The following is a 14,093-nucleotide window of genomic DNA, read 5'->3' as shown; positions in this document are numbered from 1 at the left end:
AAACAAAAGTACAAGAAGTAAAATTAGAGGAACCAGAAGAAAGTGAAGTTAAAGAAGAAACAAAAGAAACTAAAAATAATTAAATATTTAAGAAAAAATGTTATTTGTAAATATCCTTTTATTTTTACTAATTTTTTTAATTCTTTCAGATTTATATATTAAAAACTCACCCAAATCAAAGTTAAATCTGGTACCTATAAATTACAAAATCAAAAAAAAGGATGGTTTAAACGAATTAATTATTGATTTAAAAATAACTAATAAAAGTAAAACCAAAGAGACGATGGTATCTAATATAAATTTTGAATTAGATTTTTTTAAAAGTAAAGGTAACGAATATTGCCAAAATTTTAATTATCAAGAAGATATATATATTTATGAAAATAATAAAATTAAGAATTTAAATAATTACTGGCCAACAACAATTATCAAGTCAAATTCAGAATTATTTGTAAGAATCATATATAAATTTAGCAATAATAATTTTAGAAAAAAAATAAAATATCTATGGTTAAAAGCATATTGGGAGAACTATGGACATTTTGGTATTTCACATAATAAGGATTGTTTGTTAATTAATTTAGATGGTCAAAAACAAAGGCCGAAAGAAGTTTTTGAAATTCCAATAAATAATAAATATAAAGCTTTTGCTATTAAAACTGATTTACTTGGTTGCTTTGATAATCCAGTAAATACTGTGATTGAATACAGCAAAGGAATTGTAGAAAAAAATGATATTTTAACAATCGGTGAGAGTCCGCTAGCGATTATGCAAAATAGATATATTTCCCCTCAAAATTTAGAATATAGTTTATTTTCGAAAGCTTTATGTTATTTTTTTCACCCTACAAGCAGTCTCGCAACAGCTTGCGGCATGCAATTATTAATAAATAGAATCGGAGTAACAAGAATAACCTTTGCACTATTTGTTGGATTTCTCTCCAAATTAATTGGTATTAAAGGTATGTTTTATAGGTTAACGGGTTCAGAATCATCTCTCATTGATGATATAAGCGGTACAATTACACCTTACGACAAGAGTATAGTTATGGGTCCTATCAATGCGGAGTTATTTTGTAAGGAGGTCTCAAACTATCTAAATATAGATGTTGCTGTAGTCGATGTTAATGATCTTGGCGGTGTGAAAGTCTTAGCTAGTTCAAATAAAGCAGTAAATAAAATACTCAAAAGAAACTTAATATCTAATCCAGCTGGCAATGGAGATGAAAAAACCCCTATAGTATTAATAAGAGAAAAAAAGTAAATGAAAAAAGATACCTCTTATTCTTTTCAATCTAAAAAAGGAATGGAAGTAACTTTTGAAGAACTCCATATAAGGCACATTAACCTTTTAATAGATATTAAAAATAAGGAATTGAATAATTGGTTTTTAAAGATGGCAATTATAAATACCTTTGATGACTTAAAAATTTTTTTAAATAATCTTAAGAAAAATAAAAATAAATGCATAATTGCTATATATGGAAACGAAATTATTGGTTATTTAAATATTTTTCCTTTAAACAAAAAAGAGACTTGCTTAAAAATATCTAAGCCCAAGTTGATTAATAACAAGTGTTCTTTAACAGATAAACAATTAACTTTAGGATTGATAAAAAAATCTATCTCCATAAAAGACATCAAAACTTCAAGTTGGATAATTAACGCTGATATAAATAATGTTGACCTCATATCAACCTCAAGAGAATTAGGCTTTCAACCGTTAGGAGAGATAATCCTTTGGGATGGTTCTGATCTAAATAAATCTATAAAGCAAAATACCAATTCCTATGAATTAATTAATGAATTCCAAAACATCAATAAACAAAATATCTTAAAAATAGTGAATTTCATAAGATCAAATCAATCTCCCTTAATAAGAAATATTTTAGATTTTGATCAAGACGACATTCTTAAAAGAAATAATTCTAAAAGTGGTTCATTAATATATGAAAATTCAGTTTTATGTACAATTTTAAAAGATATAAATTATCAAAAAGAAGAAATTTATACTTTAACTATAAGTAGATATTGGGATAAGAGATTCAATTCTATTTTAAAAGAATTTATAAAAAGATTTTTTGAAAAATCACCTGTTTCATATTTAAAAACCTATAAAGAAAATTCTCAATTAAATCTTTTTCTCGAAGAATGTAATCTCAAAGAAAAAAATCAAGAAATAATTCTTATCAGGAACACAATAGTTAAAAATGAAGCCAAACAAGTAAATATAATAAATCAATCTTTGGAATCAATATTTGAAAAATTAAGTCCAAAAGGTAATCCATATCCATCTCCTTTTCCATTAAAAACAAAGTGAAATTTTGCAAACCCAAACCCAAGTCAATTTTGAGTTTGGATATAGGTTCCAAAAGAATAGGATTAGCTTATTGTGATCCACTATGCATAACATCAAATATACTTCCAGCAGTAAAACGATTTGAAAATAATCAAGAGATTAAAATCATTAAAAATTATATAAATGAATTTAATTTGACTGGTTTTATTGTGGGTATTCCACTAGATGATGAAGGTAAAATGACCACTCAAGCTATTGACTGTAAAAATTACGGTCAATTACTTTCAAATAAATTAAAGCTTCCATTTTCTTACGTAAACGAACATAGTTCAACATGGGAATCTTTGAATAGATTTGGAATTAAAAAAGACAAATCTGGATTGATTGATAGTTTTTCAGCAAAAGTAATACTTGAACAATGGATCAAAGAAGGTCCTGAATTAGAAGAATTAGCTGGTAAAGCTCAGATAAAATATTAGTATTAAAAAGAATTAGATTATTTTTAAATGGAAGAAACTAACTCAAATGATAATTATGAGGCGCAGACACTAATATTAAATGACTCAAATGGAAACGAGCTTTTTTGTTATCTTGAACAGTTAGTAAGTGTTGAAGGTGAAGAATATGCTTTATTAACACCAGTTGATACTCCAGTAAGTCTTTTCAAAATAAATGAAGAAGATGAACCTGAACTAATTGAGAAAATAGATAAAAATGAACAAATACTAAAAAATGCTGAAGCTGTTCTTCAAGAACATGATTTAAGACTTATCAGATCAGCAGTTACATTAACAGTATCAGGAGAACTTGAAGAACCAATTTACGATGAATTAGAAGAAGATTACATCGATGATGATAGCGAGAGTTATGAATTGCTTGTTAACTTTAATCTTTTTGACCAAGAATATGGCTTATATATTCCACTAGATCCTTTTTTTATTGTGGGTAAATTAAAAGACAAAGGAGCCTTATTAATTGAAGATGATGAGTTTGATAAAATTCAACCTTTGATTGAATCTGAGCTTGAAAAAAGTAATTCTTAAAATTAATGAGATCTATCCTAAAAGTCAATTGGGATTCAAATTTACCAATATATGAGATTTCTCAATCTGAATTACAAAAAAAAGGAATTCATTGTTTATTACTTGACGTTGATGGGACTCTAGTAAATAGAAACTCAACTAAGGTCCCAAAAGCTGTAAAAAATTGGATCAGAGAATCTAAAAAACTGTTCTCCTTATATCTAATAAGTAATAATCCATCAAAAAAACGAATATCGAAACTAGCAAAAGATTTAAATTTAAGATATAAATATAATGCTTCAAAACCAAGAAAAAAAGTAATTTTGAATGTTATCAAAGAAGTAAATTATGAAGTAAAAAATATAGCCATTATTGGCGATAGGATTTTTACAGATATTATTGTTGGAAATAGATGTAATATAAAAACAATTCTAGTTAAGCGATTAAACAGAGATGGTCTGCCTATTAAATTTAATTTAACTTTGACAATAGAAAAAATAATTTCCTTTTTTATAAAATGAAAATTTGGGTTATAAAAATTGGTACTAGTATTTTAAGAGGGACAGAAGGGACATCTACTGAAGAAGTGATTGAAACCCTTTGTAGATCATTTAAAAGTTTTCTGTCAAAAGGAAACAAATTGATCTTAGTAACTAGTGGAGCAGTGGGATTAGGTTGTCAAAAATTAAATATCAAAACAAGACCAAATGATTTAAGTACACTTCAAGCTACAGCTGCAATAGGTCAAGTAAAGTTAATGTCTTTGTACGATAAAATATTTAATAAATTAGGTCACAATATTGCTCAAATTTTAATAACCAAAGCTGACTTTAATTCCCGAGAATCTTTCAATAACGCTTCTAAAACTTTAAAAAAATTAATCGATTTGAATATTATCCCAATAGTAAATGAGAATGATACCGTAGCAAATGAAGAGCTTAAATATGGAGATAATGACACCCTTTCGGCATTAGTTGCCCTAGCTATAAATGCTAATAAGCTTATTTTATTAACCGATATTGAGAATTTATATTCAAAAGATCCACGAAAAAATAAAGATGCACATCCAATTAAAGAGGTTCTCAATAGTGAATTAAAAGAAATTAAAGATAAAAATACTCAAAACACAAATAATGAATGGGGAACAGGCGGAATTTCTACAAAACTAATTTCTGCAGAAATAGCAACAAAAGGAGGAGTTGAGGTCCAACTAGTTGATGGAAGGAATAAAAATAATTTAATTGAAATTTTTAATGATAATAAAATTGGAACTTTATTTTATCCAGTAGAAAAACCTATTGGTAACAAAAAAAGTTGGCTTTCTCATGCAATTCACACAGTTGGTAAAATAACTTTAGATGATGGTGCTTGCTTTGCAATTAAAAAAAAAGGTGCTTCACTTTTAGCTGTTGGTGTTAGAAATGTAGAAGGGAACTTTACGGTTAATCAAGCTGTTAAAATCGTAAATAAGGACGATAAAGAAGTTGCAAAAGGTTTAGTATCAATAAGTAGCGACAAATTAAGAAGTATCTTAAATACTAAAGAAAATAAAAACACCTCAATAATTGTCGTTCATAGAGATGTTCTAGCTCTCTCTTAAAAAATTAAAACTGACAAATGCTTTTAAGTGAATTAGTTGATCTCCTTAAAAAAGGAAATTCAAATTTTATTAGTGCCAATATTGTTAAAGATTTAGATATAGAGGATGCGGCCTCTTTAGATGAAGCAGATAATCATCAAATATCTTTTTTAGAAGAAAACAATATCCTTAAAGAAAAATTAGATCAAACAAGAGCATCAGCAATAATAACTTCCAACAATAATGAGATTATTAGATCTCTAAAGAAACTAAAAATTTCCATCATAACTGTTAAAAATCCAAGAATTGCATTTGCAGAAGTATTGAATTTTTTATATAAAACTCTCAACTTTAAACCAGGAATTCACTCTTCAGCCGTTATTGATAAAACAGCAATAATTGGATCAGATTGCCATATTGGACCTAATGTCTACATTGGTGAAAACACTTTAATTGGTGACAATAATCGTATTCTTACAGGATCATCAATTTTAGGAAATGTTCGGATAGGAGATAATAATATAATTCATCCAAATTGTGTAATTTACGAAAACACCACTCTTAAAAATAATTGTGTAATTAACTCAAATACTGTTATTGGATCAGAGGGATTTGGTTTTATTCCACAAAATGGCAAATGGGTAAAGATGCCTCAAAAAGGTGGTGTAAAAATAATGAGTTTTGTAGAAATTGGTACGAATTGTTGTGTTGATAGGCCCGCAGTGGGATCTACCTTTATTGATGAGGGAACAAAGTTGGATAATTTAGTCCAAATAGGTCATGGAGTGAAAGTTGGGAAGAATTGCGCATTTGCTGCTCAAGTTGGGATCGCTGGAGGAGCAATAATTGGAGATGGAGTTATTTTGGCAGGGCAAGTAGGAGTCAATAATAGAGTAAAAGTTGGAAATAACGTGATAGCGAGTTCAAAATGTGGAATCCATTGTGACATAGATGAAGGCAAGGTAATTAGTGGTTTCCCTGCAATGAATAATAAATCCTGGCTTAGGAGTTCAAGTATTTTTAAAAAATTACCAGAATTAGCAAAAAAACTTAGACAATTAGACAATCAATAATTTATTGTTCTATTAAACAAAAATTTAAATGAAGAAATATAAGATTGTTTTATTGTCAGGTGACGGAATTGGACCAGAGATTTCAGAAGTTTCAAAATTAGTTTTAAAAAAGCTTTCAAAAAACTATAATTTCGATATCGAGATTATTGAAAAATTATTTGGAGGCATAGCTTTTGAAAAATATGGTAATCCCGCCCCAGATGAAACACTAAATCAATGCAAGAAAAGTGATGCGGTACTCTTAGCATGTGTTGGAGATATTAAATATGACTCTCTTGCAAGAGAATTAAGACCAGAGAGTGGGTTACTTAAGTTAAGATCTGCACTAAACCTTTTCGCAAATATAAGGCCTGTAAAAATAAGAAAATCTCTTATAGATTCGAGTACATTAAAACAAGAAATCGTTGAGAATGTTGATCTTATAGTTGTAAGAGAATTAATAGGCGGTATTTATTTTGGAAACCCAAGAGGTCATATAACAAACACAAAAATCCCAAAAGCTTTCAACACGATGGTTTATGATTCTGCAGAAATAGAAAGAATAACTGAAATAGCAATAAAAATTGCTAACCAAAGAAATAAGAAAATATGTTCTGTTGACAAATCAAACGTTCTGGAAGTTAGTCAATTATGGAGAGATACAGTTTTAAATTTTACGTCAAAAGATAAAAATATATCTTTAAGCAATATGTACGTTGATAATGCAGCAATGCAATTAGTTAGAGATCCTAGTCAATTCGATGTGATTTTAACTAGTAATTTATTTGGTGATATATTAAGCGATTTAGCCGCAATGTTAACTGGTTCTATTGGTATGCTTCCATCTGCATCACTAAATAATAATGGACCAGGAGTTTTTGAACCTGTTCATGGTTCGGCTCCCGATATAGCGGGTAAAAACATAGCTAATCCTATTGCAATGCTTTTATCCGCATCAATGATGTTGAAGATTGGATTAAACGAAGAAGAAGCCGCAGAAAATTTAGAAAATGCTGTTGATAAAGTTTTATCAAAAGGATTTAGAACAGCAGATTTAGCTGATAGGTCTTCGGAAGTATTAACATGTAGTGAAATGGGCAAAAAAATTTTAGATGAAATTTAAAAAAATGAATAAATAAAAAAATATTTTTAAGTTAAACATAAAGTTGGCATATGACCTGTCAGAATCATTAAATATTGTTTTTAAAAAATGTCAAAACGTCATCCAGTAGTTGCTGTAACAGGATCTTCAGGAGCAGGAACAAGTACAGTTAAAAGAGCCTTCGAGCATATTTTTGCCAGAGAAGATATTGTTCCCGCAGTTGTAGAAGGAGATAGTTATCACAGGTTTGAAAGGATGCCTATGAAAAAAGCCATGGCAGAAGCTCTATCAAAAGGTGAAAATTTTTCTCACTTTGGTCCAGAGGCTAATCTTTTTGACAAGCTAGAAGAACTTTTTAAAATCTATGGTGAAACTGGAGGAGGAAAGAAAAGATATTATCTACATAGTCCTGAGGAAGCCGAAGAACATAATACAAGACTTGGGACATCCTTAGAACCAGGGCAATTTACTCCATGGGAAGATATTCCTGAAGGAACAGACGTACTTTTTTATGAAGGTTTACATGGCGGTGTAGAAGGTGAAGGATACAATGTCGCATCTTATGCTGATTTACTTGTTGGCGTTGTCCCAATAACAAATTTAGAATGGATTCAGAAAATCCATAGAGATAATGCAGAAAGAGGTTACTCAGCTGAAACCATTGTGGATACCATCTTGAGAAGAATGCCTGATTATATAAATCACATTTGTCCACAATTTAGTAAAACTGATATTAATTTCCAGAGAATTCCTACAATTGACACTTCCAACCCTTTCATATGCAGAAACATTCCAACTCCTGATGAGAGCTTTGTGATAATACATTTCAGAAAAGGGGCACGAGAAAAATGGGGAATTGATTTCCAATACTTGCTAGGAATGATTCACGATTCATTTATGTCAAGTCCAACCAGTATTGTAGTTAATGGTGGGAAAATGGGTTTCGCAATGGAACTTATTCTCACTCCAATAATTCATAAAATGATTGAGGAGAAAAATAAAGGATAATTAATATTCGATATCAACTCGAATAATTCTATTTTTTGTAAACTTTACGAAGTATATAATCTACAAAATCTCAAATTTTTATATATCTTTCTTGATAAAAGTACCTTAGTTAGATTTAAATAGAAAAAAAAGTAATGTTGTGTCATTAATCGACTGGTTTGCCGCAAGGCGCAAAGATCAATTTGTTGGAAAAGTTTCGCAAGATACTGACGAAGCAGATGGTTTGTGGGTTAAATGTTCAGAATGCTCGCAAGTAGCATATAGAAAAGACCTAATTTCAAATTTGAATGTTTGTAGTAATTGTGGACATCACAATAGGATTAATAGTGATGAAAGGATAAATATAATTGCTGATAAAAATTCATTCAAAGAGTTTGACAGTTCACTAAGTCCTACAGATCCTTTAGGTTTCAAAGATAGAAGGTCATATGCTGATCGAATTAAAGAAAGTCAAGCAGGTACAGGTTTAAGAGATGGTGTCATAACAGGTTTCTGTTCGGTAAATTCAATACCTTTAGCATTAGCTGTTATGGATTTTAGATTTATGGGAGGATCCATGGGATCAGTAGTTGGGGAAAAAATCACACGGATAATTGAGAGGGCAACTAAAGAAAATTACCCAATTCTTATAGTTTGCGCTTCAGGTGGAGCAAGAATGCAAGAAGGCATGTTAAGTCTCATGCAAATGGCAAAAATATCTGGTGCACTAAAAAAACATAAAGAAAAAAATCTTCTATATATGCCTTTATTGACTCATCCAACCACTGGAGGGGTAACAGCCAGCTTTGCGATGTTAGGTGATTTGATTTTGGCGGAACCTAAAGCTCTTATTGGATTTGCGGGAAGAAGGGTAATTGAACAAACATTGCGAGAAAAACTACCAGATAATTTTCAAACAGCTGAATATCTTCTCGAGCATGGTTTTGTTGATGTAATAGTGAAAAGGAAAGATCTCAAAGATACTTTGACCAAAATTTTAAAGATTCACGGTGTAAAAGAACTTGCAGAAGCAAAAATATAAAATGAAAATTATTTCTAATTTATTTTATTTTTCATTAACTTTTTTAATTCTCATTTTAAATTTTGCTTCCTATTCAAATGCAATAGGAAATGTTGATTGGCTTCTACTAAAAGAGAATAATGATGGAAAAGAATGGCTTGATAAAGGAAGTATCAAGCTACTTCCAAATGGTGAAATAAGTGTCCTAACAAAGTTCTTTAAAAATCCAACTAATTCAGATGATGATGGAGAGTTATCACTTTATGTAATGAGAATTAATTGCGAAGAAAAAAAGTTCAAAGATACTTCTATAAATGGAATTCCTCAATTTAATTCAAAATGGCAAACATCTAATAATGATGAACTATTAGATGTTGTTATTGAAAATAGTTGTTCAGATTTTATTAATGGATAAGAATGAATACTAAAAATAAAAAATTAAAAATAGCCATCGCTGGACTAGGGTTTGGAAAAAAAGTTCATTTAGAGGCATTAAAAGAGTCTGATTATTTAACCCCTGTAGCTATTTATCATTATGAGAAAAAGCAAAAATCGATTTTAGAAAAAGAAACAGGATTAGATTTTTTTCATAATTGGGAAGACTTAGTTAAATCTTCTGAAATTGATGGAATTATTATTGCTACCCCTCCTGAATCAAGATTTGAATTAGCGAAAAAGGCGCTTGAGAACAATAAACATTTGCTACTAGAAAAACCCGTTTCAATAACTTCCTCTGAAATTGAAGAGCTTCAGAGAATATCTTTGATTAATAATTTAAGCGTATGTGTTGATTTTGAATATAGAGCAGTACCCCTCTTTCTCCAGACAAAAAAGCTTATTGATGAAAATATATTAGGAGATATATATTTAGTCAAATTAGATTGGTTAATGGGCAGTAGATCCGACCCAAAAAGAGCTTGGAATTGGTATTCATTGGAAGAAAAAGGTGGAGGAGTTATTGGCGCCTTAGGTACTCATGCATTCGATATGTTGAATTGGTTTTTTGGAGAATCAATAAACGTATCTGGCAAGTTAGCAACATCAATAAAAAAAAGACCTTTACCTAATTCATCTGATTTAAATGATGTTTCGAGTGAAGATGTTTGTTTAGCCAACATAGAAATATCAAACTACGGCTCAAATCTTATTCCATGTCAGGTATCTTTATCATCGATTTCTAAAAATGGTAGAGGATTTAGTTTAGAAATATATGGAAGCAAAGGTTCACTTATTCTTAAAAGCGAAAACCAAAAAGATTATGTACATGGTTTTAATTTGAAATATTCAAACAACAAAAATAGAATACTAAACCTAACTGCAGATTCAAGTTTTAATTTTGAAAAAACATGGACTGATGGGAGGATAGCTCCAGTTTTGAGAATTCAAAATTTATGGGCTGAGAGTATAGTTAATAGAACACCTGTAATCCCAGGCTTATGTGAAGGACTTGCTAGTCATAAAGTTTGCGAAGCTATAAGAGAATCCTCGAAGAGTGGATTAAATATAAAAATATAGATTTTGTATATCTAATTACGTGACATTTGATCCCTCTTTGTACTAAACTCGCGAAAACAAGTGCTTTGTATAGCATCTAACTTATTTTAATTATGGCCCTCGTTCCACTAAGACTACTTTTAGATCACGCTGCTGAGAATGGTTATGGTATTCCAGCTTTCAATGTTAATAATCTTGAGCAAGTTCAAGCAATCATGGAAGCAGCATATGAAACAGATAGTCCTGTAATCCTCCAAGCTTCAAGAGGGGCAAGAAGTTATGCAGGAGAAATTTTCCTACGTCATCTTATCCTTGCTGCAACAGAAACATATCCTAATATTCCAGTTGTAATGCACCAAGACCATGGTAACGAACCATCAACGTGTTATTCAGCAGCAATTAATGGTTTTACATCTGTAATGATGGATGGTTCCTTAGAGGCAGATGCAAAAACACCAGCAAGTTACGAATATAATGTTGCAGTTACTAAAAAAGTAGTAGATTTTGCTCATTCAGTTGGAGTTAGTGTTGAAGGAGAATTAGGTTGTTTAGGTTCATTAGAGACTGGTAAAGGTGAAGCAGAAGATGGTCATGGATTTGAAGGTGAACTTTCTACAGATATGCTTTTGACTGATCCTGAAGAAGCTGCAGATTTTGTTGCCAAAACAAAAGTTGATGCTTTAGCTATTGCCATAGGTACAAGTCATGGTGCATATAAATTCACAAGGAAGCCTACAGGAGAAGTTCTTGCAATAAGCAGAATTGCTGAAATCCATAAAGCACTTCCAAATACCCATCTTGTAATGCATGGATCTAGTTCAGTGCCTCAGGAATGGTTAGATATCATTAACAAATATGGTGGTGAAATTCCTCAAACATATGGTGTTCCTGTTGAAGAAATTCAAGAGGGAATAAGAAATGGAGTCAGGAAAGTTAACATTGATACCGATAACAGACTTGCATTCACTGCCGCGGTTAGAGAGGCAGCATTTGCTGACAAGGCAAACTTCGACCCAAGACATTTCAACAAGCCTGCTAGAAAGTACATGAAGCAAGTTTGTCTTGATAGATACAAGCAGTTCTGGTGCGAAGGTCAAGCAAGTAAGATCAAGCAAAACAGCACTAATTATTTTGCTGATCTTTACGCAAAAGGTGATTTAGATCCAAAAGTAAAAGCTACTGTTTAATTTCTTCCCAAATTAAATAAAAAAAGGCCTCCAAAATTGGGGGTCTTTTTTTATTTCAATATTAATGATTTTAATGTAAAGAGACCATCAGTTCCACCAATTGTCTCGTCACATGCTCGCTCTGGATGAGGCATTAAACCTAGAACATTTCCCTTTTCATTAGTTATGCCTGCGATATCGAATGAGGAACCATTGGGATTATTTTTATATCTCAAAGCGATCAATTCATTATCTACAAGTTTTTTTAAAGTATCAGAATCACAATGATATCTTCCTTCCCCATGCGCTATTGGCAACTTAATAGTTTGTTTTTCATCTCTATTATTAAACCAACCTCCTTTTGAAGAAACGATATCCAGTTCAACGTCATCACAGATAAAATTAAGATTTTTATTTGAAACAAGAGCACCAGGCAAAAACCCTGATTCTGTCAGAATTTGAAACCCATTACAAATTCCTAAAACTCTTTTCCCGCTTTTAACAAACTCATCCAAGGCATTTATTAATGGAGAGAATCTCGCAATTGCTCCGCATCTTAAATAATCACCATAGCTAAATCCTCCAGGTAAAACTATTGCATCTACATCACTTAAATCTGAAAACTCATGCCACAAGTATTTTGTTCTTATGTCTAAACAACCTTCCAATGCCCATGAAACATCACGATCACAATTAGAACCAGGGAAGACAACAACTCCTACAGTAAAATTATCCATCTTATAATTTTTCTAGTGAATACTCATAATCTTCAATAACAGTATTTGCGAATAACCTATCACACAATAAATCAATTTTTTCTCTTACTTCGTTTTCACCATTACCTTCTATTTTTACCTCAATCATTTTTCCTATACGTAATGATTTTATTCCCTCGGCTCCAAGTTTTATAGAAGCAGATTTGGTAGCTTCCCCTGCTGGATCTAAAACTGAAGGTCTTAGTCTTACAAAAACTTTTACTGCAAATTGGTCCAATTAAAAATTAATTTCTACTAGAAGATTAGTTTAAATTTTAATAAAAAGTACTATTGATTAATAAACAAATATTTTTACCTTAAGGTTTTCTGAGTTATTAAATGTTTATGTAGCCTCTACCAACACAAACTAAGCAAGTTCTTCTTGAATTTTCATGTGTTTTAAAATTTCCTGCCCCTCCACATTTTGAACATTTTATTTTATCAATTGATGTAACGTCGTCAGAGATTATTTGTTTTAAAGCGATTTTTGGATTTTCCATCTTGGACTGTTTACTGTAGTAAGTATCCCGGCAGCTAACTATAAAATCAAATTGCTATTTTTGGGTCACTTAAAATCTTAAATTTCTCTTTAATTTTTCTATTGAAAGTTTTTATAGATTTTTCATCAAAGGAAATTATTACTAATTCAATCCCAGCATTATCATTTGGTCTCCAACAATTATCTGGAGCTTCTTCAAACCAAGTATTAATTTTCTTTCCAACAATTTGTATTTGTAAAGGCAATGATTTGTTTGGTATCCAAATACGTCCTTTTATTCGAAGAATGTTTAATTCATCCAAGATTTCTGACATCTCCTTTTCAAAGTCATTTTTTTCAAGGAAATAATTTAATTTAAATGAATCTGATACAAGCTCAACATGATTATGGTCATGTTCTTCAGTTAAAAATTCTTTATAAGTCTCTTTTTTAAAATTAAAATCAAATAGATAATTTAAATCAATTTTGCCATTCTTGGATTTAAGGACTGGTGTAGATGAGTTTAGACTTCCTTGAATTTTATTTTTTACAACGTCAAACTGATCATCATTTAAGATATCTGATCTAGAGACTAAAACGATATCAGAAACTTCTAGTTGCTCCTCAAAAAGTTCATCTATAGTGGCGTTGTGATCAATTTTATCTGTTTCATTATATTGTTTTGTAATTTTATTTAAATCATTAATTGGTGATCCATTAAGCATTGATTCTCCATTAACGATACCAACTACAACATCAAGGTAGATGGAAGACCTAATCTCAGGCCAGTTAAGTGCTTGAATTAAGGGAATTGGTAGTGCCAAGCCACTAGTTTCGATAATTATTGATTCGATAGGAGGATTAAATTCTAGGAGAGCTTTTATTGATGGAACAAAATCATCTTGAACAGTACAACATAAACATCCATTGTTTAATTCGATTACGCAGTCGTCTTCAGATTCATCACATTTATCACAACTTTTAATCAAATCACCGTCAATTCCAACATCACCAAATTCATTAATTATTAAACCAAATTTTTTATTACTCTCTTTTAATAAATATCTTAGAAAAGTTGTTTTACCTGAGCCAAGAAATCCCGAAACAACTATAACTGGTATTTTTTTTTTCATCATTG

The 14,093-nt window shown here is 30.6% G+C and carries 17 protein-coding genes; 13 read left to right on the top strand and 4 right to left on the bottom strand.

The features are described from left to right. Positions 1 to 97 precede the first annotated feature (97 nt). The 13 genes from EU96_RS07005 to fba all read left to right on the top strand — a co-directional run bounded on the left by EU96_RS07005 (position 98) and on the right by fba (position 11,743). On the top strand, positions 98 to 1,264 hold the full coding sequence (locus EU96_RS07005) for a hypothetical protein (RefSeq protein ID WP_032526076.1): 1,167 nt from the start codon (positions 98 to 100) through the stop codon (positions 1,262 to 1,264). Continuing rightward, positions 1,265 to 2,320: a hypothetical protein gene (locus EU96_RS07010; RefSeq protein WP_032526074.1), complete on the top strand. Its 1,056-nt coding sequence runs from the start codon at positions 1,265 to 1,267 to the stop codon at positions 2,318 to 2,320. It begins immediately after the preceding gene. Further along, complete coding sequence (gene ruvX / locus EU96_RS07015; RefSeq protein ID WP_032526072.1) at positions 2,317 to 2,778, top strand: Holliday junction resolvase RuvX; 462 nt, start codon at positions 2,317 to 2,319, stop codon at positions 2,776 to 2,778. The genes EU96_RS07010 and ruvX overlap by 4 nt, the downstream gene beginning before the upstream one ends. Before the next feature lie 27 nt (positions 2,779 to 2,805). After that, complete coding sequence (locus EU96_RS07020; protein ID WP_032526071.1) at positions 2,806 to 3,342, top strand: DUF3727 domain-containing protein; 537 nt, start codon at positions 2,806 to 2,808, stop codon at positions 3,340 to 3,342. 5 nt (positions 3,343 to 3,347) lie between these two features. Further along, entirely contained in the window at positions 3,348 to 3,842 is a 495-nt protein-coding gene (locus EU96_RS07025; protein WP_032526070.1) for a YqeG family HAD IIIA-type phosphatase, read from the top strand. Next, positions 3,839 to 4,921, top strand: coding sequence for a glutamate 5-kinase (gene proB / locus EU96_RS07030; RefSeq protein WP_032526069.1), 1,083 nt, complete (start codon positions 3,839 to 3,841; stop codon positions 4,919 to 4,921). Before EU96_RS07025 ends, proB begins: the two co-directional genes overlap by 4 nt. Positions 4,922 to 4,938: 17 nt before the next feature. Continuing rightward, positions 4,939 to 5,973, top strand: coding sequence for a UDP-3-O-(3-hydroxymyristoyl)glucosamine N-acyltransferase (gene lpxD, locus EU96_RS07035; protein WP_032526066.1), 1,035 nt, complete (start codon positions 4,939 to 4,941; stop codon positions 5,971 to 5,973). 28 nt (positions 5,974 to 6,001) lie between these two features. Continuing rightward, on the top strand, positions 6,002 to 7,075 hold the full coding sequence (gene leuB, locus EU96_RS07040) for a 3-isopropylmalate dehydrogenase (protein WP_032526065.1): 1,074 nt from the start codon (positions 6,002 to 6,004) through the stop codon (positions 7,073 to 7,075). 87 nt (positions 7,076 to 7,162) lie between these two features. Beyond that, the gene (locus EU96_RS07045; protein WP_032526063.1) at positions 7,163 to 8,062 is read left to right on the top strand and encodes a phosphoribulokinase; all 900 of its coding nucleotides are present in this window, start codon (positions 7,163 to 7,165) and stop codon (positions 8,060 to 8,062) included. Between the two features lie 139 nt (positions 8,063 to 8,201). Next, positions 8,202 to 9,083, top strand: a complete 882-nt coding sequence (gene accD / locus EU96_RS07050; RefSeq protein ID WP_032526062.1) for an acetyl-CoA carboxylase, carboxyltransferase subunit beta — start codon at positions 8,202 to 8,204, stop codon at positions 9,081 to 9,083. 1 nt (position 9,084) lies between these two features. Then, positions 9,085 to 9,477 (top strand): hypothetical protein, encoded by a 393-nt coding sequence (locus tag EU96_RS07055; protein ID WP_032526229.1) that lies wholly within the window; start codon positions 9,085 to 9,087, stop codon positions 9,475 to 9,477. A 2-nt stretch (positions 9,478 to 9,479) separates the two neighbouring features. Next, positions 9,480 to 10,577: a Gfo/Idh/MocA family protein gene (locus EU96_RS07060; RefSeq protein WP_032526061.1), complete on the top strand. Its 1,098-nt coding sequence runs from the start codon at positions 9,480 to 9,482 to the stop codon at positions 10,575 to 10,577. A gap of 92 nt (positions 10,578 to 10,669) precedes the next feature. Then, a complete protein-coding gene (fba, locus tag EU96_RS07065) occupies positions 10,670 to 11,743 on the top strand; it encodes a class II fructose-bisphosphate aldolase (protein ID WP_025930220.1) in 1,074 nt (357 codons plus the stop codon). A 50-nt stretch (positions 11,744 to 11,793) separates the two neighbouring features. On the opposite strand, the gene purQ is transcribed toward fba, so the two are convergent. The 4 genes from purQ to EU96_RS07080 all read right to left on the bottom strand — a co-directional run bounded on the left by purQ (position 11,794) and on the right by EU96_RS07080 (position 14,088). Further along, positions 11,794 to 12,459 carry a phosphoribosylformylglycinamidine synthase subunit PurQ gene (purQ, locus tag EU96_RS07070; RefSeq protein WP_032526060.1) on the bottom strand — a complete coding sequence of 222 codons (666 nt, stop codon included), beginning with the start codon at positions 12,457 to 12,459 and terminating at the stop codon, positions 11,794 to 11,796. Position 12,460: 1 nt separating this feature from the next. After that, positions 12,461 to 12,715, bottom strand: coding sequence for a phosphoribosylformylglycinamidine synthase subunit PurS (gene purS, locus EU96_RS07075; protein ID WP_011376342.1), 255 nt, complete (start codon positions 12,713 to 12,715; stop codon positions 12,461 to 12,463). A gap of 97 nt (positions 12,716 to 12,812) precedes the next feature. Beyond that, positions 12,813 to 12,977 carry a hypothetical protein gene (locus EU96_RS10180; protein ID WP_193741300.1) on the bottom strand — a complete coding sequence of 55 codons (165 nt, stop codon included), beginning with the start codon at positions 12,975 to 12,977 and terminating at the stop codon, positions 12,813 to 12,815. Between the two features lie 46 nt (positions 12,978 to 13,023). After that, positions 13,024 to 14,088 carry a GTP-binding protein gene (locus EU96_RS07080; RefSeq protein WP_032526059.1) on the bottom strand — a complete coding sequence of 355 codons (1,065 nt, stop codon included), beginning with the start codon at positions 14,086 to 14,088 and terminating at the stop codon, positions 13,024 to 13,026. Between the last annotated feature and the right edge of the window lie 5 nt (positions 14,089 to 14,093).

This window comes from Prochlorococcus marinus str. MIT 9302 (assembly GCF_000759975.1).
Lineage (GTDB): Bacteria > Cyanobacteriota > Cyanobacteriia > PCC-6307 > Cyanobiaceae > Prochlorococcus_A > Prochlorococcus_A marinus_M.
The sequence above is the reverse complement of the archived record's forward strand: the minus strand, read 5'-3'. Positions and strand labels throughout refer to the sequence as shown.